The following is a 22633-nucleotide window of genomic DNA, read 5'->3' on the forward strand; positions in this document are numbered from 1 at the left end:
TTGCTTTTTTTATGTACTAAAATGACCTTTAGCATAAACCTTTTATTCACAATTATTGTTATCTTTAATACAAAACAAGTATAATTTATGGCTTTTGTAGATTACTATAAAGTGCTTGGCATTGATAAAACAGCTTCTGCTGATGACATCAAAAAAGCATATCGAAAACTAGCCCGTAAATACCACCCTGATGTCAACCCCAATGACAATGAGGCCAAACAACGATTTCAGGAGATTAATGAGGCAAATGAAGTATTATCCGATCCCGAAAAGCGCAAAAAATATGACCAATACGGTGAACATTGGCAACATGGAGAGGAGTATGAAAAAGCGCAACAACAATACCGTCAGTCACAATCTAACGGAGGAAATCCATTCGGCGCTGGAGGAAATCCATTTGGTGGTGGCGGTTCCCATGAGTACACTGGAAACTTTGATGATGGGCAATTCTCTGATTTCTTCGAACAGATGTTTGGTAGCAGACGCGGAGGAGGCCGCCAAAGTACATTCCGCGGCCAGGACCTTAATGCGGAGCTCAGCTTAACCTTACAAGAAGCTTACACGACACATCAACAGACCTTCAATATCAATGGAAAAAGTATCCGCATCACGATTCATGCTGGCGTGGAGGATGGTCAAAAGATCAAACTGAAAGGTTATGGCGGAGAGGGCATCAACGGTGGCCCAAAAGGAGATCTCTATATCACCATCAACATCACGCCTGATGCCCGTTTTAAACGTCAGGGGGATGACTTATACACAACACTTGATATAGACCTCTATACAGCTATTTTAGGCGGTGAAGCAACTTTAGATACATTCGGCGGCAAAGTTAAACTGAAGATTAAAGCCGAAAGTCAAAATGGTGCAAAAATGCGACTTAAAGGAAAAGGATTCCCCTTGTATCGCAAAGAAGGTGAATTTGGCGATCTGTATGTCACATTGAATATTCAAATGCCCAATAATCTGTCTGCCGAAGAAAAGGCCTTGTTCCAACAGTTGAAGGATTTAAAACACTAATCTTATGGAAACGACACTCATTAAAGTCATCGACTTCTGCCAGTCCAGAAAGGTTGAAACAACATTCCTGCAAACCATGGAGGAATACGGACTCATACATATTGTCATTCAACAGGAAGAACAATATATTGATGAAGAAGAGCTCCAAAAATTGGAACGCTTTTCAAATCTCTACTATGATCTTGAAGTAAATCCTGCCGGAATTCAGGTTGCCAGTCACCTATTGGAGAAAGTTGAACAGCTCCAAAATGAAATTTCACATTTAAAGAATAAATTGAAAGCCCTGGATTATTGATCCAAGGCTTTCAATTTATTTCGTTAGAATTCGACATCCCGCTCTGTATTCACCTTGGTCTGCCAAACAATCTTGTCTTGCAATGTGGTATATAGAATTTCATAATCCCCTTTACAAGTCACAAAGGACCCATAAAAATCACCAGGCTTCATCACGCGGTAAACAACCAGTTTTCGTTCTCCGCCAACTTCACCATAAGCTTTCATTAACATGTAACCTGTTTTATTCACCTTTTCTTCCGGAATTTTATAATCTAAATGCGAACGGCTACTACCATCATCAGGACATAAAATCTCTGTGCGGCTCGGGGTAAATTTATAACGATCGCGATACATAGCAACATTAGACATCACTACATCCTTCGCCCACGCGATATCGGTAAAATCCTCCGGGAAGAGAAAGATCAGCGACACCATTTTCTCTTGCCAAAGGCGCCCGTTAAATGGAATTACAAAATGAAGCAGCTTTTGTCCCTTAAAAGTTGTAGTCGTATAAAAATATCGTCCTTCCTTATTTTGCTCCCGTTGAAAAGAACTTAAATCAAGTAGGTGATTTTTTTTCCCTTTTACATTTGGCGAGTTGTTGACTACAGCAAGCATGTCATACTGATATTTTCCTTCCAGATGTCCAGAAAACAAAACCTGATACGCGGTATCTGAATAGCGTAAATGGCGTAATACACGACGAAATCGATTGTTAACCTGCTTTGCATTAATCGGATTAGTCTTACCTTGCCAATTTTTATCCTCCATAATATCATCCCCGAGGAATACGGTAAGCTCTTTGTTAATATTAACAAAATACTCATCACCTTGTACAGCAAAACCGTTGGGAACCACTTTATAGGACTTACAGGAAGAAAGCATGGCCAAAACCACAATAAAATAGAAAATTTGAATGAATCTGCTCTGCATATTTATGATCTAATCTTTACTTCTTTAGATTTAAACGAATCGGCAATGTGTAAGCCACGCGTACCGGTTTACCGTTAACTAATCCCGGTTTCCATTTTTTCGCACCTTTTAGGAGCTCCAATGCCGCCTCTTTGGTTCCATAACCAAGATCTTTTTTTACATCAACATGGGATAAACTGCCATCCTTTTCGACAATAAAAGCCACTTCAACAATGCCATTAACCTCCCGTTTAATTGCTGCTTCCGGAAAAACAAAATTATCGCCTACCCAGATCATAAAAGATCGCATTCCCCCAATAGGTGTTGGTTGCACCTCAACTTTATCAAAAGTTACTAAATCGGACTGAAAATCCAATGAAAGATTCCAGCGGTCGCTCTCATCTTCCGTCCTTATCGATTTTACTTCCTTGAGTTGTTTTTCCGTCTCTTCACCAGATTCAGCGCCCGGGAATGAATGAGATGACATTCGCACCTTTCTGCCCAATGTGTCAGTTTCCTCCCAATAGTACGTCGTTTTTCCGCCAACGGTAACGGGTAAGGAAAGCAGCGATCGAACGACTTTCCCATTGACGATTGCAGGTTTCCATTTCCCACTTGCTTTTACAGCATTTTCCACAGCGGATGCCAGGCCATAGCCCAAATCATTCTTAGCCTTTATATGGCTCAACTCACCATTTTTCTCCACGATGGCCGAGATGACAATTACCCCGATCACATTATTTTTGATTGCTTCATCACTCACGTGGATTCTACTGCCCAATCCCATGACATACTTTTTCATTCCTCCAACTGGAATAGCCATGATCTCAGGATCTTTGTAGACCTTACTGTCTTCATTTACCTGTCCATTTTTTAGCTCCTCAGACTGGCTCGGCAATGTCTGCTCATCAGTCACAGTTAAGCCATTAACGCTTTCTTCTACATCCGCTACCATAGCCTTGGCCCTACTCGTATTAAAGACCAACGTAGACCCCGCTACCACCAATAACATGGGCAGCACAATCACATATAACAAGCGTTGTCTTTGTACAGATTTATCTTTAAATAACATCGTGATGCGCTGCTTTAAAAAAGAATGATTGGAAAACTCATGTGAAAAAGCCAATTGATCTGTACGTAATGCATGAGCAACCAGCATTTCTGCATAAGCCACTTTATCGGTCGAGCAAATTTCATCTACAATATATTCGTGTTGAAACCTTATTTCCTTTTGAAAGAAATACACAACAGGATTGAACCAATTGAAAATTTTAAGTAGCTCAATCAACAGTAAATCATAGGAATGTCCCTGCTCAGCATGAACCTGCTCATGCCATGCAATATTCTTCTTGTTTTTAATCGATTTTCCAATCACAACCCGATTAAAAAAAGAAAAACTCAGGTACTCAGGAGAAGAACGCAATACCCGAACAAGTTGCTTGATCCGTATCGCCAAGAAAAAAAAGGCGATTCCCGCTCCTATCCAATAGATCTTGGCAAGAATATCCAACAAAAAAAGAGGTTTTTTTTCGATCGGGCTCCCGATTTCGACATCCATATATGTTCCTAAGTCGACCTGTGGAATATGATTGGAAATCATTTCCGTCTTGGGTAATTCAATAAAAATACCCACAGGAGCTAATAAGGAAAATACAACCATTCCAATCAAATAGATCCGGTTCCATTGAAAAAAAGTAAGTTTTCTAAAAATCAGTTTGTAGAGCACAAAACTGATAATCAATGAAATATTGACAATCAATAAGTAAATCATAATCAAAAAGTTTATAAAAGGGTATTGGTTGTTATTTATTACGTTCGATGATCGATAAGATGTCATCAAGTTCTTTGATGTCCAGCCTATTCTCTTCCAAAAAATAAGAGAGCATACGCTTGGGCGAATTGTCAAAATAATTCGTTAATAACTTACCTGTGATACCTTTCTTATATTCCTCTTTTGAAATCTTTGGTAAATATTGATGACTTTTACCAAAAGATTCATGCCTTACAAAGCCCTTTGTTTCGAGAATACGAACGATGGTCGAGACCGTGTTATAGGCCGGTTTCGGCTCCGGAAGTCGATCAATAATTTCTTTGACAAAGCCACGGCCCATCTCCCAGAGCTCTTGCATAATCTGCTCCTCGGCTTTCGTTAACTCTTTAAAATCCTCCATAACTTCTCAGGAATAAAATAAATACCAGAATAATAAATCAATACACAAGTTATAACTAAAATCATAGTTTTACAACTAATAAATTAGTTTAAAATACAAAATACTGATAATTAAACAATTAATTTAAAACAACACGTGATATTATCATCTTTATTCGTCGAAATTCTTTTTCCTTGAAGCTTTCAATTGAGACTGTTGTTTCTTTCGATCCAGTCTTTTTAGCACACTCGAATACGGAGTTTTAGTTTTTTTACGGGGTTTTGCTGGCACAAGTGCGCCTTCCACTATACGCTTAAAGCGATCGATTGCGATTTCTTTATTACGGATCTGCGACCGATCAATATCGCACTCCAATTGCAGTATTCCTTCTTTATTGATACGGTTTGCCAACGCGTTGAAAATCATTGCTTTTTCTTCAACAGAAGCAGCTGTGGATAGCGCAACATCCCACTGCAACAATACTTTCGATGACACCTTGTTTACATGTTGTCCACCTGCTCCACCCGATCTGGAAAACTTAAACGTAAGTTCTCCTATTACTCCTTCTAAATTCATTTATTTTTAAATGCTTCTTCTATTTTTTCCATCTTTTTTAATAGAAAGCTCAATTTTTCCACTTGATCCCGTTGTACTTCGACAAGTTCTTGTTCTTTGCGGATAATGAGATGATCTATTTTCTCATGCAATTCCCTGATTTCGAGTTCAGCCTTTAAGTTGACCATATAGTCATTTCTTGCACGTTCACGATCCTTATCTTCCTGTCTGTTTTGACTCATCATAATAACTGGAGCTTGCAAAGCAGCTACGCAGGACAAAATCAGGTTCAGTAAAATAAAGGGATAAGGATCAAAGCCTTTATTATTTAACCAAAAGATATTGGCCGCAATCCAGACAATCAAAAATAAGACAAAGGAAATAATAAAGGTCCAGCTTCCGCCAAACTCAGCCACTTTATCGGCAACCCGGTCTCCTACGCTGACTGGCTCCATATTATCTCCATCCAAACTTGCGCTGATCACTTTATTTTCCTTAAAACTGTTGATGACCTGCTGATCCAATTGACTTAACTGTCCAGACTCATCTTTCAGAAATTCGGCGATATAAGTTTCTTTAAATCGTGTCAACTCACTTGCGGCGATATACTTGTCCTTACTAAAACCTGGATATTCCTTTTTTATCAGCTTAAAAATGGGTTGTCGGATTGAAGCCCCCAAAATACGTTGTTCCGAAGGAAATTGCTGTCCTGAAATATCACTTATAAAGTTATCCATATACCGATTTAATATCTATTTAAAGATAGTGCTTTTTAACCAATCAAAAAATTCACAAAACTATGGCAATTGGTTTTTGTTATTTTACGCATAAATAGACGAAATTTGCAACACAAAATTCAGGAATAAGCATCTTCAATTTACCTTATTATCATAAAGTAAAATAAGAGGGCAATTGTCAAGCTAAAGAACTTCGTCGGTGCCACATGAATGAATAGCGTTTGTATGTAATGGACATTGCGAGTCTTGAACAACGACAATCAAAGTACTAACACGAGGTTCCCGGGAACCTTTTAACAAAAAATAAACAGCGTTTATAACGGGGATGCCGTTAAAATATGCGCTCAGACATAATTACGCAGATGAAAATAGGAATTGTTTGTTATCCCACCTTTGGTGGAAGTGGTGTAGTTGCAACCGAACTAGGAAAGGCCTTGGCCGCAAATGGACATGAGATTCATTTTATAACCTATCGACAACCTGCACGTCTGGATTTCTTTTCTGAAAACCTATACTATCATGAGGTAGCTGTTTCGCAGTATCCTCTTTTTGATTTTCTACCCTATGAATCTGCGTTAGCCAGCAAACTGGTTGATGTTGTTCGCTTCGAAAAGTTGGATTTGATCCACGTCCACTATGCCATTCCACATGCATCAGCGGCATTTATGGCCAAACAGATCTTACTCACTACCTACGGCATTAATATTCCTGTCGTGACGACTTTACACGGGACGGATATTACATTGGTTGGCAAAGACAAGAGTTTTAGTCCGGTCGTAACATTCTCCATCAATCAGTCCGATGGCGTAACCGCTGTATCACAGAATCTGAAAGATCAGACGCTTCAATATTTTGATATTACGCGCGATATCAAAGTGATTCCCAACTTTATTGACCTCGACAGATTTAGCAATAAAGATCGGTCACATTTCAAAAAAGCCATTGCCCCCGGCAATGAGCGTATATTGGTCCATACGTCTAACTTTAGAAAAGTCAAAAATACAGAAGATGTCATCCGTATTTTTAAGAAAGTACATGATGTTATCCCTTCCAAATTATTGATGGTAGGTGACGGCCCTGAGCGTCGAAATGCAGAAGAGCTATCCAGAGAACTTGATGTATGCAAGGACGTCCGTTTCTTGGGGAAACAGGATGCAGTGGAAGAAATACTGTCTGTATCAGATCTATTTCTGATGCCTTCAAGTTCGGAAAGTTTCGGTCTTGCGGCCTTAGAAGCCATGGCTTGTCAAGTTCCAGTTATCTCTTCCAATACTGGAGGGTTACCTGAGCTGAATGAAAACGGCGTCACTGGATTTCTCAGTGCTGTTGGTGATGTTGAAGATATGGCAAAGAATGCGATTTATATCTTGGAAGATGGAGAGCGCTTAGAAAAATTTAAGGAAGCGGCATTAAATCATGCGAAAAAATTCCAATTGTCCAATATTATGCCTTTATATGAACAGTATTACGGAGAAGTCATTAATCAAACAATAAAAGCACAATAAATATTATTTTAGGCTTAAGGGATAAAAAAAATATTTTATCTTTGACCTTTGGAAAATTTCCAAAAAAACAATTATGAAATACAAACGTATCTTATTAAAACTTAGCGGTGAATCCTTAATGGGTGACCAAAGCTACGGTATCGATATTAACCGTGTATCACAATACGCTAATGATATCAAAGAACTTCACGATCAAGGTTTAGAAATTGCAATTGTTATCGGTGGCGGTAATATATATCGTGGTCTAAGCGCCGAAAAATCAGGCATGGACCGTGTTCAAGCAGACTATATGGGCATGCTTGCCACAGTCATCAACAGCATGGCACTTCAAGATGCGCTTGAGAAAGTTGGGAAAAAGACACGTTTGCTTACTGCGATCAAAATGGAGCAAATCTGCGAACCATTTATTCGCAGAAGAGCTGTACGCCATTTGGAAAAAGGCCGTATTGTTATTTTCGGAGCTGGTACAGGAAACCCTTATTTCACAACGGATACCGCTGCATCTTTGCGTGCAATCGAAATCAATGCGGATGCCGTATTGAAAGGAACCCGTGTGGATGGTATTTACACCGCAGATCCTGAAAAAGATCCTACTGCAACAAAATTTGAAGAAATATCATTCACAGAGGTTTATGAGAAAGGATTAAATGTTATGGATATGACAGCCTTTACCCTTTGTCAAGAAAACAAATTACCGATCATCGTATTTGATATGAACAAACCAGGCAACTTATTGAAACTTGCTAATGGTGAACATGTCGGAACTGTGGTCAAATAATTTAAATCTGTAAAAAACGTAATCTTATATGAACGAACTAATTTCAATTGAATTGGACGATTGTAAAGACAAGATGTCCAAAGCAGTTGCTCACACCGAATCCGAATTAACTAAAATTCGTGCGGGTAAAGCTTCTCCATCGATGTTAGATGGAATTTCAGTAGACTATTATGGTAGCGCCACTCCACTTTCACAAGTGGCCAACATCAATACAACTGATGCACGGACTATTGTTATCCAACCTTGGGAAAAATCGCTCATCAACGCAATTGAAAAAGCTATCACTGACGCTAACCTAGGAATCAACCCACAGAATGACGGTATCGTTATTCGTCTGAATATTCCTCCTTTAACAGAAGAAAGAAGACGTGATTTGGTTAAGAAAGTAAAAGAAGAAACTGAAAGAGGCCGTATTGGTGTACGTAATATCCGTAAAGATGTCAACGAATCCATCAAAAAATTAAAAAATGACGGCGCTTCTGAAGATGAAATCAAAACTGCTGAAGGTGAAGTTCAAAAATTAACAGATGCATTCATTGTAAAAGTTGATAAATTGGCTGAACTGAAAGAAAAAGATATCATGACTGTTTAAGTTTTCCTACTTGAATAGAAAAAAGGTCTGAAAAATATTCAGACCTTTTTTATTGGTGTGAAGAACTCCGCACTCCTCCCCTAAAAGGAACTCTTCCCAACCTACAAGACATTGACCTTCCAAAAATTTTATGGGTTAAGATTCAGCATACACTTCAAAAATATTCCCTGTTGTACCATTGATTTCTGAACAAATAATTGTACATTGTACACTAACAAGTAATCAATTATATGATGAACAATTCTCGTCGTCAATTTTTAAAGCAAGCTGGAATAGGTCTTTCGGCAGCTTATCTGGTGCCCAACTTTATATCTTGTCAAAATAAAGCCGGTGCAATCAGCGACAATCCATTACAGAATATAGGCGTACAGCTGTATTCCATTCGCGATTTAATGGATAAAGATCCGAAAGGATCTTTGGAACAAATTGCCAAAATTGGGTATAAACATGTTGAGCTCTATGGGATAGACGCCACAGCCAAGCAGTTCTGGAAATTGCCTTACAAAGAGTTGAAGAAAATATTGGATGATAACGGTCTAAAAACACATTCAGGCCATTACGATATGTCCAAATACCTCAGTAAAGCGCATACCGACAAAGAAGATCTTGCGGCTTATTTTGATGCAGCAAAAGAACTTGGCCAAGAATATGTAATTGCTCCTGTAACACCGATGTTTGATCTGAATGCATTGAAAAAAGATGATTATCTCTATGCTGCCGAGCAATTGAATAAAGCTGGTGAACAGGCTAAAAAATTGGGTCTAAAAGTTGCCTACCACAACCATTTCTGGGAATTTAGGGATCTGGGCAATAATACGACCGGTGAAGAGGTGATGTTAGCATTCACTGAACCTGATTTGGTCGATTTTGAATTAGACCTTTTCTGGGCAGAGAAAGCGGGTAAAAACCCGATAGCCTTGTTTGAAAAATTCCCCAACCGTTTTAAACTATGGCATGTCAAAGATATGGATAAAACAAAATCCAATCCCATTGAATGGCCCAAAGATGGAAAATTGCCGATTGAGCAAATCTTCAATGACATCAAGTATACCGAAGTGGGGACCGGAAGCATCAACTTCCTTGAAATCGTCAAAGAAAAGAATAAAGCCGGACTTAAATATGCATTTGTCGAGCAAGACAATATCTATATGCCAAATAAGATCGAAAGTCTCAAAAAAAGTTACGATTATGTTCAGGCAAATCTTACAAAATAAAAAAAGGNNCCTTTTTTTATTTTGTAAGATTGTCAGCTTAGAATTCGGTATCTTCGACCTCTACTGCGGTCTCGATTACTTTTCTCGCCAACTCTTCTTTAAATTCGATGATATTCTTGCTGATTGTTTCATCATGTGTACCCAGAATCTGAGCTGCCAATATACCTGCATTCTTCGCCGCATTTAAAGCGACAGTTGCTACAGGAATACCATTGGGCATCTGAAGGATAGAAAGTACCGAGTCCCATCCATCAATGGAATTTGATGATTTTACAGGCACGCCTATTACAGGTAAATGTGTAATTGAAGCGACCATTCCAGGCAAATGCGCCGCACCACCCGCTCCAGCAATAATAACTTTCAAACCACGAAATGCTGCATTTTTGGCATAATCAAACATACGTTGTGGTGTACGATGTGCTGATACGATCGTTACCTCAAATTCCACCCCAAGGGTTTTGAGCACATCTATCGCATCCTGCATAACAGGAAGATCTGATTTGCTTCCCATGATAATGCCTACCTGGGCCTTATTATTGACTGACATAGTATTGTTTAAGCTTTAACTTTTAATATTTCTTGTACTTTTCTTGCATTGGAGATCGCTTTCTCCCGGTCATCATTGATAATACAAACATGGCCCATCTTACGGAATGGCTTCGTATATTTCTTTCCATATAAATGGATATATACGCCTTCCATTGCCAGCACCTCTTCTACACCCTCGTATTTGGCCAATCCTTCATAGCCAGGTTCACCTAACAGGTTAATCATAACGGCGTTCGTTCTGCATCTGGTATCACCTAACGGTAGATTGAAGATAGCTCTTAAATGCTGTGCAAATTGCGACACATAATTACCTTCTATGGTCTGGTGACCACTATTATGCGGACGCGGAGCCAATTCATTGACCAGAATATCACCATTTTTCGTTAGGAACATCTCTACAGCCAATATACCCACGATCTGCAGATCATCGGCAATCTTTTTTGCTATAGCCTCTGCGCGTTGTTGGATCTCTACACCATACAAAGACGGCGCAATCAAAAATTCCACCAAGTTAGCCTGAGGATTAAATTCCATCTCTACCATTGGAAATGTAGACACCTCACCTTTATCATTCCGGGCAACAATGACCGCAATTTCTTTTTCAAAATCTACCCATTCTTCAATTAAGCTGGGTTCTTCGAAAGCATCTTGTATATCTTGTTGGTTAACAATCTTCTTTACCCCTTTCCCATCGTATCCATCCTTACGCAATTTCTGGATATAGGGTAAGTTTAACGAGGCATTCACTAAATTATCTTTATTGGATATCAATTGAAATGCCGAAGTGGGGATATCATTTTGTTTAAAAAATTGCTTTTGCAGACCTTTATCTTGAATCAGACGAATGATACGTGATTGTGGGTACACGATAACGCCCTCGCCTTCCAGTTTCTCTAAAGCATCTACATTCACCTTCTCAATCTCGATCGTGATCATGTCCAAATCCTTACCGAAATTATAGACCGTTTCAAAATCGCCCAATGAACCACATTCAAATTTATTGCACAACTTGCGACAAGGAGCATTCTTATCCGGGTCCAATACATGAACATTTACATTGTAATTAATGGCTTCCTGGATGAGCATTCTTCCCAGTTGACCACCGCCAAGAATACCCAATTGCAATTCACCATAAAAATCTTTTGCCATAATTGATTTAAAATCTTATAAAATTTATCTTTTAAGCTTTTCCGCTGAACAATTGCTCACCCAACAAGCTTTCTTTGTCTATCTTTTTTTGCAACTCAATAAAAGCACCAATTAATGCCTCGGGACGTGGCGGACAGCCCTGGACATAAACATCCACAGGGATCACTCGATCTACCCCTTTGACCACATGATAACCATGCTGCCAATATGGACCGCCACAGTTGGAGCAAGAGCCCATCGAGATAACATATTTAGGATCGGGCATCTGTTCATATAGTTTCTTGATACGATCGGCCATCTTAAAAGTAACCGTTCCAGCAATAATGATCACGTCGGATTGCCGTGGAGAAGGCCTTGGGAATACGCCCATCCGGTCTAAATCATACGTTGAAGCCATTGCCCCCATCATTTCAATGGCACAGCAAGCAATACCAAAGCTCATGGGCCACATTGAAGACAACCTTGCCCAATTCAGCAAATCATCTAATTTGGCAACAATAACACCATTATTCTGCAATTGACTATCTAAACTCATGCTTACTCAGTTTTTTTAAATCGAGGTTTAAAGGCTGGTTTCGGCGTCGACACGTGTTCATCTGTCGTCGTTTTGTGCGCGACAGCATCTTCTACAATCCGTGCATAATCACGCACCTGATACGTCCTGCTATTCAGGCCTGCATAGGCACTATCCGGGATAGCCACAGGAACTTTAGGTAAGGACACATTCGGTTTAACCCATTCCAAATCGCCCTTTTTCCAGACAAAAACCAATCCTAAAATTAAAATGCCAATGAACATAGCCATTTCAATCATGGTAAACCACCCCCATCTTCCATCTGCCGCAATATATTCGGACTGTCCAAATACAGTGGCCCATGGAAAAATAAAAATAAGCTCTACATCAAAAAGTAAAAATACAAGGGCAATAACATAGAATCGTGGATTAAACTGAACCCAAGAAGAACCAATGGGATCCTCTCCACATTCGTAAGTACCAGATTTGATGGGATTATTCTTTTTCGGAGAGATTAAACGTGCTAGAAAAATGGTCGCACAGACTAACAGCGCCCCTATCAGCAGAATGATAAGGATTTTGCCGTATTCCGATAATTGCGCGGGGTCATCCATAATAATTACAAATTTAACAAATATTTCGTTTACTCGGGTGAGGAACTTGAAATTACGAATTATTTCTTTAAAAACAGTTCGAATTTTAAGGCACTAATGCCCCGTATCCGGTCTGCAAGCAGTCCCCAATTCATCTGGTGCAGCACTTAGCAGCAACCGAAAATTAATCGAAAGAGCAATGCCATGTTCAAAACTTTCATGACTTTGCAGACACCAACAGCAATGAAAGCGGACTGAAGGTTCTTTCTGGCCAATAAGATCAGACATTTTCAGAAAAAAAAGAGGGCATCGTATAAAACGATGCCCTTCTTATGATGTAACTATTCTCCAAAAATTACATTTTTCCTGGCATTTTGGGCATATTACGCATCAATTTAGCCGCCATCGCCGGATTAGACATCTGCTTCATGACTTTACGCATATCACCAAATTGTTTCAATAACTTATTCACTTCATTAATATCAGTACCTGATCCCTTGGCAATACGTAAACGACGTTTTTGATCAATGACATCTGGGTTTTCGCGTTCAAAAGGTGTCATGGAATCGATAATCGCTTCAATGGGTTTGAAAGCATTGTCATCGACTTCAATATCTTTCATTGCTTTCCCAACGCCAGGGATCATTCCCATGAGGTCTTTCATATTACCCATTTTCTTGATTTGTTGAATCTGGGATTTAAAATCGTTGAAATCGAATTTATTCTTACGGATTTTCTTTTGGAGCTCTGCGGCTTGCTTCTCGTCAAACTGTTGCTGTGCACGTTCCACTAAGGATACCACGTCACCCATACCCAAAATACGAGAGGCCATACGATCAGGGTGGAATACATCCAATGCATCCATCTTTTCACCTATACCAATAAACTTGATAGGCTTATTAACGACAGATTTAATCGATAAAGCTGCACCACCGCGTGTATCACCATCCAACTTAGTCAATACTACACCTGTAAAGTCCAGACGGTCGTTGAACGTCTTAGCTGTATTCACGGCATCTTGACCAGTCATTGAATCCACAACAAATAGGATTTCGTCTGGCTTTGTCGCCTCTTTAACTGCTGTAATCTCCACCATTAAAGGCTCATCGATGGCCAAACGACCGGCTGTATCGATGATTACGACATTATTTCCATTGCGTTTTGCTTCTTCCACACCGGCTTTGGCAATCGCAATAGGATCGTTAGATTCACGATTCACATACACTGGTACGCCCACTTGTTCGGCAAGCACTTCCAATTGATCGATCGCTGCAGGGCGGTAAACGTCACCAGCCACCAACAATGGTTTTTTATTCTTTTTATCTTTAAGGTACAAGGCCAACTTACCGGAGAAAGTTGTTTTACCAGCACCATTCAAACCCGCAATTAGAATGACTGTTGGATTTTTTCCAGTCTCAAGCTCCGTAACAGATCCGCCCATCAAAGCTGTCAACTCATCGTTCATGATCTTCGTCAACAATTGGCCTGGGGAAATACTTGTCAGTACATTTTCGCCTAAAGCTTTTTGTTTAACATCGTCGGTAAAAGTTTTGGCAGTTTTATAATTCACATCGGCATCCAACAACGCTTTGCGAATTTCTTTCATCGTTTCTGCAACGTTGATCTCGGTAATACTACCCTGTCCTTTTAATACTTTAAAGGCCCTATCTAACTTATCTTGAAGATTTGAAAACATAAAATCTGAATCTTATTCTATATAAACAGCAAAGTTAAAAAAATTGTCTATAGTAACCTCATTAACACCCCATAAAAAATGCGACTATGAAAAATAATCGCATTTTTGTAGGATAAAGTTACAATATCCGTATTTAATCACTTCTACGGCCACCGAATAAAATAGACGCATAATACAAAAGTGTTACCAACGCACTTAACGCCGCTACGACATAAGTCATCGCTGCCCATTTCAAAGCATCTTTCGCACCGTCATGTTCTTCGCCATTATAGGTTACACCAGCATGGTTTAACCATTCCAGTGCGCGGTTCGACGCATCAAACTCTACGGGCAAGGTGATAAAAGAAAACAGGGTCGTAATAGCCAAAGCCCCCACTCCAACAGCTAAAAGCCAGGGGTTACCCCCTTTGGAAAAAGCAAATAGCATAACACCCAGCATCAATACCCATGATGTCATTTTAGAGGCCACATTTACCATCGGAACCATTGCCGAACGGAATCCCAACCATTTATAGGCTTTGGCGTGCTGTACAGCATGACCACATTCGTGCGCCGCTACTGCTGCAGCTGCAACACTGCGGCCACTGTAAACTTCAGGACTTAAATTTACGGTTTTATCTGACGGATTATAGTGATCTCCCAAGCGATCTGGAATAGACACTACCTTTACATCATATATACCGTTATCATTTAACATTTTTTGCGCAATCTCAGCTCCAGACATCCCATTGCTCAAAGGCATTTCGGCGTATTTCTTAAATTTGTTTTTGAATCTTGTTTGGACAATCAGGCTTACCACCATTATTCCAATAAATAAAATCAAGTACATAGCTATTCAATCGTTTTATTTTATTATATGACTATCAAACCTTATTCCAATCGTCGAAAAAAGGCATATGCATGAATTTCTAAGATAAAAAAAGTCTTTGACCTGACAAAAAGAACAGGTTCTTCTGATCTCCACATGACATAATTGCCAGATCATTTGGGCAGATAACTCCATTTTCAGCTTCGTACAGTGAAACACCTGCGCTATTTAACAAGAATCCAAGATGTAGTCTCATCGGTGAGTATTGGAGATGCGTTTTATTTCAAGTTCGATCAGGGAGCTTATTATTGAAGCAAATGGCTTTTGAAAACACGATGCTCAACGGATTGTAGCCTTGCTATACTATTAAGACAAAGATGAGAAACTAAGACAAAAGACGAGAAACTACAAAAGCGTCGAGACTTCCTATGGCTTCAATTAGGAATGCAAATAAAAAGGGGCATTAAAAAATGCCCCCTTTATTATAAATAGCCCATTTGCAGGGTAAGATCAGTACCTTCAATCATTTTACGTAAATTGCTCAATGCGTAGCGCATCCTCCCTAAAGCAGTATTGATACTTACTTCGGTTATCTCCGCAATATCTTTAAAACTCATATCACAAAAGTGACGCATAATAAGCACTTCTTTTTGATCGTCCGGAAGCTTTTGAATCATTTTTTTAAGGTCGACATCAACCTGCTGTTTGAGCATTTTTGACTCTGCGCTTTCATCACTAAATTCGAGCACCTCAAAAATATCAAACCCGTCGGCATTCACAATATTCGGAGCACGTTTTGCTTTTCTAAAAAAGTCAACAATCATATTGTGCGCTATACGTATAGCCCAAGGTAAAAATTTACCTTCTTCATTATATTTACCGGATTTTAAGGTGTTGATGATTTTTATGAAAGTCTCCTGGAAAATATCTTCAGCAAGATATTCATCTTTTACTTTCATATATATGGAAGTATATATTTTCGATTTATATCGATTCAACAATGCCTCTAGACCGGACTCTTGGCCGCCGACATACATTTGGATCAACTCTTGATCGCTTTTACTTTTTAAAAGTCTCATACGTCACTTACTTTTTTAGCAGTTCGCAAATAAATTATCAGTTCTGTGTTAAAATGTAAATGTTTGCCGTATAAACTATCCTTTCTTATTGTAAAACAATCAATTAATCTAAAACCAAATTACCGTAAAATAAATGAGTAATCAAATTATTACAATTTATTTTAAGATTTTTTAACATTTAAAAATAAGTTATCTACCTCATAATTCCAAAATAAAGGTTCTTCGACCACAGTACGCCCCTTCAGACAAGATGGAATAACAACCTCGAACAGCTCCAAAATAACAAGTTTTAAAGTTATTACTTCATACGGACTTTATAGGGAGCTAATAGGGATCTTATAGGGACCTCATTCGGATGAATACCTATAAAATCCGTTTAAAGTCCGTATAAGATTGTTGTTAAGTTCGTCTAAAAAGTTAAGTTGATACGAGACTGTAACGGAACTATTCTTTCTAAAATAGCAGTAGAAAAAAAGACGGGATAAAAAAAGCGGAACCACCGCATCGGTAATTCCGCTTTTTCTATTCCTATGGAAAAAGTCTTATTTATACAATGGGAACTCAGCCATCATTGCTTTTACTTTACCATGGATCAAATCCAGTTGCGCATCATTAGATGCATTTTTCAATGCCTCATCGATCAATTCACCGATTTGAATAATTTCATTCTCTTTAATACCACGTGTAGTGATTGCAGCAGTACCAAAACGTACACCTGAAGTCACAAAAGGAGAACGTGTATCGAAAGGAACCATATTTTTATTTGTTGTGATACCCGCTTTACCCAATACAGCTTCGGCTTCTTTACCAGAAATATCTTTATTGCGTAGATCCACCAACATCAAGTGATTGTCTGTACCACCAGAGATGATCTTATAATCTCTTTCTACAAAGAATTGCGCCAATGCAGCTGCATTTTTCTTTACCTGAACGATATATTCCATATACTCATCGGATAAAGCCTCACCATAAGCGATTGCTTTAGCAGCGATTGTATGTTCTAAAGGACCACCTTGTGTACCTGGGAATACAGCTAAATCCAATAATTGTGTGATTGTACGGATTTCACCTTTAGGTGTTTTGATACCCCATGGATTTTCAAAATCTTTACCGACCATGATCATACCACCACGAGGGCCACGAAGCGTTTTGTGCGTCGTTGTTGTAACAATATGGCAATGTGGAAGTGGATCATTCAATAAACCACGCGCGATTAAACCTGCAGGGTGAGAAATATCTGCCATCACAATAGCACCAATTTCGTCTGCAACTTTACGGATGCGTGCGTAATCCCAATCACGAGAATAAGCAGAAGCACCACAGATAATCATCTTTGGTTTTTCACGAAGCGCTGTTTCTTCCAATTGCTCATAGTCAATTAAACCAGTGTCTTCTTTTACACCATAAAATAATGGTTGATAGATCTTACCCGATAAGTTCGCTGGCGAACCGTGTGTCAAGTGACCACCGTGAGATAAATCAAGACCTAAAATTTTGTCGCCAGGTTTGATTGTCGCCAAAAAAACAGCCGCATTTGCTTGAGCACCAGAGTGAGGCTGAACATTTACCCATTCTGCGCCAAATAATTGTTTTGCACGGTCAATTGCGATGGTTTCGATCTCATCCACAACTTCACAACCTCCATAGTAACGTTTTCCTGGGAGGCCTTCTGCATATTTATTTGTCAACACTGAACCAGCAGCTTCCATCACTTGTTTTGAAACAAAGTTCTCTGAAGCAATTAATTCAATACCTTCTTCTTGGCGTTTAAGCTCATCAGCTATTAAATTAAAAATGGCTTGATCTCTTTCCATTGTTTTTAAATGTTGTAAAGTAAATTTTGTAGTTTATTTTAATGCCTCAAAGATAGCATATTCCATAAAGAATATCGACAAAAAGCCATATTTTATTAAATGTTCTTAGAAAAACAGCCTTATTAATGCGAATTACCTAATTAGGTCGGGATCATTTTATGGTACTATCGGACAAAATAAGCGGACAAAGAATTGAATGTTTCGAAAATGTCAAAAAATCCAGGTCAAGCAATTTGCCGTTAAAAAAATGTATTTTTGTATTGGATTGGCTAAAACACTATTAAAATGAGTACAGAACATACAGCAGTTGCTCCTGTTTCTTTAACAGAGGGGGCAATCAAGGAACTAAATAAATTAAAGGATCAACAAGAAATCTCTGATGATTTTGGTTTACGTGTCGGTGTTGAAGGCGGCGGTTGCTCCGGTATGAGTTATATCTTGGGCTTTGACCAGAAAAAGGACGGCGATAACGAATACGAAATTCAAGGAATCCGCATCTTTATGAACAAAGCACATGGCCTATATCTTGCCGGAATGGAAATCGACTTCAAATCAGGACTCGATGCAAGGGGCTTCACATTTAATAACCCTAATGCAACAAGTACCTGCGGATGTGGAAGCAGTTTTTCAGCATAACTGAATTTCAGTACGAATGAAATAAGAAAGGGACTGCCATAGGTAGTCCCTTTGTCGTAGTAGACACCACACTCATTTTTTGTTGGTTGATCGAGGAGAGATTTCAAAAAGTTCGACCTCGATTTAATGAGATTAGCACAACAAAGCCCTCTTTCATTTTCCATCATAAATCACTAAATTAGCGACCTTTATAAAAGAAGCATACAACAGTCTGATGTACAAAGAATATAAGCAGTTAAATTTACCCGAGATAGGTAAAGAGATTTTGACCCGTTGGGAACAGGAAAAAATATTCGAAAAAAGTATCAATAATCGTCCTGAAAGCAAGACCTATACATTTTTTGAAGGTCCGCCTTCTGCAAATGGCATGCCCGGGATTCACCACGTGATGGCACGTACGATTAAGGATATTTTCTGTCGTTACAAGACTTTGAAAGGTTACCAAGTGAAAAGAAAAGGCGGCTGGGATACCCATGGCCTGCCCATTGAACTTGCTGTCGAAAAAGCTCTTGGAATCACAAAAGAGGATATCGGCAAAAAGATTACCGTAGAACAATATAATGACGCTTGTCGCAAGGAGGTAATGAAATATACCGATGTATGGAATGACCTAACCACCAAAATGGGGTATTGGGTTGACCTTGAACATCCTTATATTACTTACAAGAATGAATACATCGAAACCTTATGGTATTTATTGAAAGAACTTTACAAAAAAGGTCTTTTGTACAAGGGTTATACGATACAGCCTTACTCTCCGGCAGCAGGTACGGGATTGAGTTCACATGAACTTAACCAGCCCGGCACCTATAAAGATGTGAAAGATACCACCATCGTTGCAGAATTTAGACTGATCAAAAGTCAGCTTCATCCAGCTATAGAAAAATTAGTTGACGACGATGCGGAGGATGTTGCATTCATTGCCTGGACCACCACACCATGGACTTTACCATCCAACACAGCTCTGGTTGTAGGCAAGAAAATAAATTATGTGAAGATCCGAACGTTCAATAAATATACCGGTGCGCCTGTATCCGTCGTATTAGCGAAAGATCTGATCAGCAAACATTTTAAAGCAGAAGGCGAAAATGCATCCTTCCAAGACTATAAATTGGGCGACAAAGTAATTCCTTGGGAGCTTGCAGCAGAATTTGTGGGCGAAGAGCTTGTTGGCTTGCGTTATGAGCAATTGTTGCCTTATATCACCAGCGAGGATTTACAAGAAAATGCTTTCCGCGTTATTCCAGGCGACTTTGTTACGACCGAGGATGGTACGGGTATCGTCCATGCAGCCCCTACGTATGGTGCGGATGACTTTCGTGTCGCAAAAGAACATGGCGTACCGGGCATCTTGGTAAAAGATGAAAACGGAAAAGAGGTTCCTACTGTGGACCGTACGGGACGTTTTGTAAGTGAAATCACCGATTTTGCCGGAAGATTTGTCAAAGAGGAATATTACAGTGCAGAGGAACGTTCAAAAGAAGATTTCAAACCCACAGACGTGTTGATCTCTATCAAACTAAAAGAGGACAACAAAGCTTTTGATGTCAAAAAATATGAGCACACCTATCCACATTGTTGGCGTACAGACAAACCTGTTCTTTACTATCCGCTAGACAGCTGGTTTATCCGCACCACAGCAGTGAAAGAAGATTTGGTTGCCTTAAATAAAACCATCAACTGGAAACCTGAAGCAACCGGTACTGGACGCTTTGGAAACTGGTTGGAAAACCTGGTAGACTGGAACCTTTCGCGTTCACGTTATTGGGGAACTCCACTTCCTATCTGGCGCTCAGAAGACGAAAATGAAGAGGTTTGTATCGGTTCCTTACCTGAATTAAAGTCTTTATTGGAAGCTTCTTTGACCTCCGACATTCTGTCTGAGGATGAAAAAGCGAAAAATAAAGCTTACTTGGATAAATTCGATACCGAACAATTGGACCTTCACCGTCCCTATGTAGACGATATCGTCTTGGTTTCTGATGCCGGACAAAAGTTATTCCGCGAACCTGACTTGATCGACGTTTGGTTTGATTCGGGTGCCATGCCCTATGCACAATGGGGACTGGATCACGAAAAATTAGCCAAAGGGGAACAATTTCCTTTTAAAGCTGGATTCGATCATGCATACCCGGCAGACTTTATTGCTGAAGGGGTTGATCAAACACGGGGCTGGTTTTTCACCTTACATGCGATTTCTACGATGATGTACAAATCGGTTTCCTTCAAAAACGTCGTTTCCAATGGCCTGGTATTGGATAAAAATGGAAATAAGATGTCCAAACGCCTGGGCAACGGTGTGGATCCATTCTCGACGATCGATCAATACAGTGCCGATGCAACACGCTGGTACATGATCAGCAATGCCGCTCCATGGGACAACCTTAAATTCAATATGGAAGGGTTGGATGAAGTCCGTCGTAAATTCTTTGGTACTTTATATAATACCTATGCTTTTTTTGCATTGTATGCCAATATCGATAAGTTCTCCTATGCAGAATCCGATATTGCGTTGGAGAAACGTCCTGAAATTGATCGTTGGATTATCTCCTTGTTAAATTCGTTGACCAAGGAAGTAGACGAATACTTGGCGGATTACGAGCCTACAAAAGCAGCGCGTGCTATTCAAAACTTTGTTGATGAACATCTCAGCAACTGGTATGTCCGTCTTTGCCGTCGTCGCTTCTGGAAAGGAGATTATACAGAAGACAAAATTTCGGCCTATCAGACACTTTATACATGTCTTGATACGATTGCGAAATTGATGTCGCCAATATCACCTTTCTTCTCGGACAGGTTATTCCTGGATTTGAATGCAGCAACGAATAAGGAACAAGTTGAATCTGTTCACTTGGCGAATTTCCCGGTTTACAATGAAAGTCTAGTCGACAAAGATCTGGAAGAACGTATGGCGTTAGCGCAGGACATCTCGTCTTTGACACTTTCCTTGCGTAAGAAAACCTCCATCAACGTACGTCAACCATTAAACAAAATTTTGGTTCCGGTACTTGATAGTGCCTTCCAGGAAAAGGTAGAAAAAGTAAAAGATCTGATACTTTCGGAGACGAATATCAAAGATATCGAGTTTATTACGGACACCACTGGTATCATTAAGAAAAAAATAAAACCAAATTTTAAAGCTCTTGGCGCGAAAGTTGGTAAGGATATGAAGTTAGTTTCTTCGTCTATCCAATCGTTGACTATAGATCAAATAAGTTCATTGGAATCAACAGGCGAATTGGCCCTAGCAGGCACGCCATATACGATTCTATTGAGCGATGTAGAAATTATAGCAGAAGACGTCGAGGGATGGCAGGTAGCGAACCTAGGTAAATTGACCGTAGCATTAGATGTACATATCACCGAAGAATTGAAAAAAGAAGGTTTGTCAAGAGAATTGATCAACCGCCTACAAAATCTAAGGAAGGATAAAGGATTAGAAGTAACTGATAGAATTAACGTAAAGTTAACAGCTGCTTCAGAAGTGGTCAATGCTGCCAACGAAAATTTATCGTATATTTGCACCGAAATTCTGGCCGATTCATTGGTATTTGAAGATTCACTAACTGAAGGAGAGACCATCGAGATCGATGGCAAAGAACTTAAGGCATTAATCCAAAAAAATTAAATTATGGCAAACAACAACGAGAAAACACGCTATAGCGATTCAGAATTACAAGAATTCAAAGATATTATCTTGGACAAGCTTAGAATAGCAAAAGAAGAGCTTTCCTCGTTGACCGCAACGCTAAATAACAGTAATGCAAATGGTACCGACGATACTGCTGGAACGTACAAGACATTGGAAGACGGTTCAGCTACTTTGGAAAAAGAGCAAACAAATCAATTGGCTGCTCGTCAAAAGAAATTTATCGACAACCTAGAAGCGGCGTTAGTGCGCATCGAGAACAAAACGTATGGTATCTGTAGAGAAACAGGGAAACTGATTCAAAAAGAACGTTTGAAAGCTGTTCCACATACAACGTTGAGCATCGAAGCGAAAAACAAACAATATTAATTTTAGGCATTAAATATATGGTCTTTGTTTAGGCAAAG

Annotated in this window: 22 protein-coding genes; 9 read left to right on the forward strand and 13 right to left on the reverse strand. The window is 39.4% G+C overall.

The window, feature by feature from the left end; all coding sequences use genetic code 11:
* Positions 1–87: 87 nt before the first annotated feature.
* Positions 88–1020 (forward strand): J domain-containing protein, encoded by a 933-nt coding sequence (locus B4Z90_RS16475; protein WP_286802794.1) that lies wholly within the window; start codon positions 88–90, stop codon positions 1018–1020.
* A gap of 4 nt (positions 1021–1024) precedes the next feature.
* Complete coding sequence (locus B4Z90_RS16480) at positions 1025–1315, forward strand: chaperone modulator CbpM (protein WP_046672278.1); 291 nt, start codon at positions 1025–1027, stop codon at positions 1313–1315.
* 23 nt (positions 1316–1338) lie between these two features.
* Here the strand turns inward: B4Z90_RS16480 and B4Z90_RS16485 are convergent, their stop codons facing one another.
* From B4Z90_RS16485 to B4Z90_RS16505, 5 genes are all read right to left on the reverse strand, one after another.
* Positions 1339–2229: a hypothetical protein gene (locus tag B4Z90_RS16485; RefSeq protein ID WP_286802796.1), complete on the reverse strand. Its 891-nt coding sequence runs from the start codon at positions 2227–2229 to the stop codon at positions 1339–1341.
* 16 nt (positions 2230–2245) lie between these two features.
* On the reverse strand, positions 2246–3979 hold the full coding sequence (locus tag B4Z90_RS16490; protein WP_286802797.1) for an energy transducer TonB: 1734 nt from the start codon (positions 3977–3979) through the stop codon (positions 2246–2248).
* A gap of 31 nt (positions 3980–4010) precedes the next feature.
* Positions 4011–4379, reverse strand: coding sequence for a BlaI/MecI/CopY family transcriptional regulator (locus B4Z90_RS16495; protein WP_046672281.1), 369 nt, complete (start codon positions 4377–4379; stop codon positions 4011–4013).
* Between the two features lie 150 nt (positions 4380–4529).
* Complete coding sequence (gene arfB, locus B4Z90_RS16500; RefSeq protein ID WP_070566211.1) at positions 4530–4934, reverse strand: alternative ribosome rescue aminoacyl-tRNA hydrolase ArfB; 405 nt, start codon at positions 4932–4934, stop codon at positions 4530–4532.
* On the reverse strand, positions 4931–5650 hold the full coding sequence (locus B4Z90_RS16505) for a DUF1003 domain-containing protein (protein WP_070566208.1): 720 nt from the start codon (positions 5648–5650) through the stop codon (positions 4931–4933). The genes arfB and B4Z90_RS16505 overlap by 4 nt, the downstream gene beginning before the upstream one ends.
* A gap of 362 nt (positions 5651–6012) precedes the next feature.
* Here B4Z90_RS16505 and bshA point away from each other — a divergent pair, with 362 nt between their 5' ends.
* From bshA to B4Z90_RS16525, 4 genes are all read left to right on the forward strand, one after another.
* A complete protein-coding gene (bshA, locus tag B4Z90_RS16510) occupies positions 6013–7155 on the forward strand; it encodes an N-acetyl-alpha-D-glucosaminyl L-malate synthase BshA (RefSeq protein WP_046672291.1) in 1143 nt (380 codons plus the stop codon).
* A gap of 73 nt (positions 7156–7228) precedes the next feature.
* A complete protein-coding gene (pyrH, locus tag B4Z90_RS16515) occupies positions 7229–7933 on the forward strand; it encodes a UMP kinase (RefSeq protein WP_046672284.1) in 705 nt (234 codons plus the stop codon).
* Positions 7934–7961: 28 nt separating this feature from the next.
* Complete coding sequence (gene frr / locus B4Z90_RS16520) at positions 7962–8525, forward strand: ribosome recycling factor (RefSeq protein ID WP_070566206.1); 564 nt, start codon at positions 7962–7964, stop codon at positions 8523–8525.
* Positions 8526–8755: 230 nt separating this feature from the next.
* Positions 8756–9739, forward strand: a complete 984-nt coding sequence (locus tag B4Z90_RS16525) for a sugar phosphate isomerase/epimerase family protein (RefSeq protein WP_239468802.1) — start codon at positions 8756–8758, stop codon at positions 9737–9739.
* Between the two features lie 37 nt (positions 9740–9776).
* On the opposite strand, the gene purE is transcribed toward B4Z90_RS16525, so the two are convergent.
* From purE to glyA, 8 genes are all read right to left on the reverse strand, one after another.
* Positions 9777–10286, reverse strand: a complete 510-nt coding sequence (gene purE, locus B4Z90_RS16530) for a 5-(carboxyamino)imidazole ribonucleotide mutase (protein ID WP_046674039.1) — start codon at positions 10284–10286, stop codon at positions 9777–9779.
* A gap of 8 nt (positions 10287–10294) precedes the next feature.
* Positions 10295–11437 (reverse strand): 5-(carboxyamino)imidazole ribonucleotide synthase, encoded by a 1143-nt coding sequence (locus B4Z90_RS16535; RefSeq protein ID WP_286752351.1) that lies wholly within the window; start codon positions 11435–11437, stop codon positions 10295–10297.
* A 31-nt stretch (positions 11438–11468) separates the two neighbouring features.
* Entirely contained in the window at positions 11469–11972 is a 504-nt protein-coding gene (locus B4Z90_RS16540) for an NADH-quinone oxidoreductase subunit B (protein ID WP_046674041.1), read from the reverse strand.
* 2 nt (positions 11973–11974) lie between these two features.
* Positions 11975–12565: an NADH-quinone oxidoreductase subunit A gene (locus B4Z90_RS16545; protein ID WP_286802798.1), complete on the reverse strand. Its 591-nt coding sequence runs from the start codon at positions 12563–12565 to the stop codon at positions 11975–11977.
* A 334-nt stretch (positions 12566–12899) separates the two neighbouring features.
* Positions 12900–14240: a signal recognition particle protein gene (gene ffh, locus B4Z90_RS16550; protein WP_286802800.1), complete on the reverse strand. Its 1341-nt coding sequence runs from the start codon at positions 14238–14240 to the stop codon at positions 12900–12902.
* Positions 14241–14373: 133 nt separating this feature from the next.
* The gene (locus B4Z90_RS16555) at positions 14374–15069 is read right to left on the reverse strand and encodes a zinc metallopeptidase (RefSeq protein WP_070562330.1); all 696 of its coding nucleotides are present in this window, start codon (positions 15067–15069) and stop codon (positions 14374–14376) included.
* A 461-nt stretch (positions 15070–15530) separates the two neighbouring features.
* Positions 15531–16127, reverse strand: coding sequence for an RNA polymerase sigma factor (locus tag B4Z90_RS16560; protein WP_046674045.1), 597 nt, complete (start codon positions 16125–16127; stop codon positions 15531–15533).
* A 542-nt stretch (positions 16128–16669) separates the two neighbouring features.
* Complete coding sequence (gene glyA, locus B4Z90_RS16565; protein ID WP_046674046.1) at positions 16670–17941, reverse strand: serine hydroxymethyltransferase; 1272 nt, start codon at positions 17939–17941, stop codon at positions 16670–16672.
* A gap of 285 nt (positions 17942–18226) precedes the next feature.
* On the opposite strand from glyA, the gene B4Z90_RS16570 reads away from it, so the two are divergent.
* The 3 genes from B4Z90_RS16570 (at position 18227) to B4Z90_RS16580 (ending at position 22595) form a co-directional block, all read left to right on the forward strand.
* Positions 18227–18577, forward strand: a complete 351-nt coding sequence (locus B4Z90_RS16570; RefSeq protein ID WP_046674047.1) for a HesB/IscA family protein — start codon at positions 18227–18229, stop codon at positions 18575–18577.
* A gap of 214 nt (positions 18578–18791) precedes the next feature.
* Positions 18792–22205 (forward strand): isoleucine--tRNA ligase, encoded by a 3414-nt coding sequence (gene ileS / locus B4Z90_RS16575; RefSeq protein ID WP_204990946.1) that lies wholly within the window; start codon positions 18792–18794, stop codon positions 22203–22205.
* 3 nt (positions 22206–22208) lie between these two features.
* A complete protein-coding gene (locus B4Z90_RS16580; RefSeq protein ID WP_046674049.1) occupies positions 22209–22595 on the forward strand; it encodes a TraR/DksA family transcriptional regulator in 387 nt (128 codons plus the stop codon).
* Positions 22596–22633 lie beyond the last annotated feature (38 nt).

It is taken from the genome of Sphingobacterium sp. UBA5639, assembly GCF_002421245.1.
GTDB lineage: Bacteria > Bacteroidota > Bacteroidia > Sphingobacteriales > Sphingobacteriaceae > Sphingobacterium > Sphingobacterium multivorum.

Coding starts and splice junctions, on each gene's coding strand:
- B4Z90_RS16475 (WP_286802794.1), top strand. CDS start 88: ATGGCTTTTGTAGATTACTATAAAGTGCTTGGCATTGATAAAACAGCT.
- B4Z90_RS16480 (WP_046672278.1), top strand. CDS start 1,025: ATGGAAACGACACTCATTAAAGTCATCGACTTCTGCCAGTCCAGAAAG.
- B4Z90_RS16485 (WP_286802796.1), bottom strand. CDS start 2,229: ATGCAGAGCAGATTCATTCAAATTTTCTATTTTATTGTGGTTTTGGCC.
- B4Z90_RS16490 (WP_286802797.1), bottom strand. CDS start 3,979: ATGATTTACTTATTGATTGTCAATATTTCATTGATTATCAGTTTTGTG.
- B4Z90_RS16495 (WP_046672281.1), bottom strand. CDS start 4,379: ATGGAGGATTTTAAAGAGTTAACGAAAGCCGAGGAGCAGATTATGCAA.
- arfB (WP_070566211.1), bottom strand. CDS start 4,934: ATGAATTTAGAAGGAGTAATAGGAGAACTTACGTTTAAGTTTTCCAGA.
- B4Z90_RS16505 (WP_070566208.1), bottom strand. CDS start 5,650: ATGGATAACTTTATAAGTGATATTTCAGGACAGCAATTTCCTTCGGAA.
- bshA (WP_046672291.1), top strand. CDS start 6,013: ATGAAAATAGGAATTGTTTGTTATCCCACCTTTGGTGGAAGTGGTGTA.
- pyrH (WP_046672284.1), top strand. CDS start 7,229: ATGAAATACAAACGTATCTTATTAAAACTTAGCGGTGAATCCTTAATG.
- frr (WP_070566206.1), top strand. CDS start 7,962: ATGAACGAACTAATTTCAATTGAATTGGACGATTGTAAAGACAAGATG.
- B4Z90_RS16525 (WP_239468802.1), top strand. CDS start 8,756: ATGATGAACAATTCTCGTCGTCAATTTTTAAAGCAAGCTGGAATAGGT.
- purE (WP_046674039.1), bottom strand. CDS start 10,286: ATGTCAGTCAATAATAAGGCCCAGGTAGGCATTATCATGGGAAGCAAA.
- B4Z90_RS16535 (WP_286752351.1), bottom strand. CDS start 11,437: ATGGCAAAAGATTTTTATGGTGAATTGCAATTGGGTATTCTTGGCGGT.
- B4Z90_RS16540 (WP_046674041.1), bottom strand. CDS start 11,972: ATGAGTTTAGATAGTCAATTGCAGAATAATGGTGTTATTGTTGCCAAA.
- B4Z90_RS16545 (WP_286802798.1), bottom strand. CDS start 12,565: ATGGATGACCCCGCGCAATTATCGGAATACGGCAAAATCCTTATCATT.
- ffh (WP_286802800.1), bottom strand. CDS start 14,240: ATGTTTTCAAATCTTCAAGATAAGTTAGATAGGGCCTTTAAAGTATTA.
- B4Z90_RS16555 (WP_070562330.1), bottom strand. CDS start 15,069: ATGTACTTGATTTTATTTATTGGAATAATGGTGGTAAGCCTGATTGTC.
- B4Z90_RS16560 (WP_046674045.1), bottom strand. CDS start 16,127: ATGAGACTTTTAAAAAGTAAAAGCGATCAAGAGTTGATCCAAATGTAT.
- glyA (WP_046674046.1), bottom strand. CDS start 17,941: ATGGAAAGAGATCAAGCCATTTTTAATTTAATAGCTGATGAGCTTAAA.
- B4Z90_RS16570 (WP_046674047.1), top strand. CDS start 18,227: ATGAGTACAGAACATACAGCAGTTGCTCCTGTTTCTTTAACAGAGGGG.
- ileS (WP_204990946.1), top strand. CDS start 18,792: ATGTACAAAGAATATAAGCAGTTAAATTTACCCGAGATAGGTAAAGAG.
- B4Z90_RS16580 (WP_046674049.1), top strand. CDS start 22,209: ATGGCAAACAACAACGAGAAAACACGCTATAGCGATTCAGAATTACAA.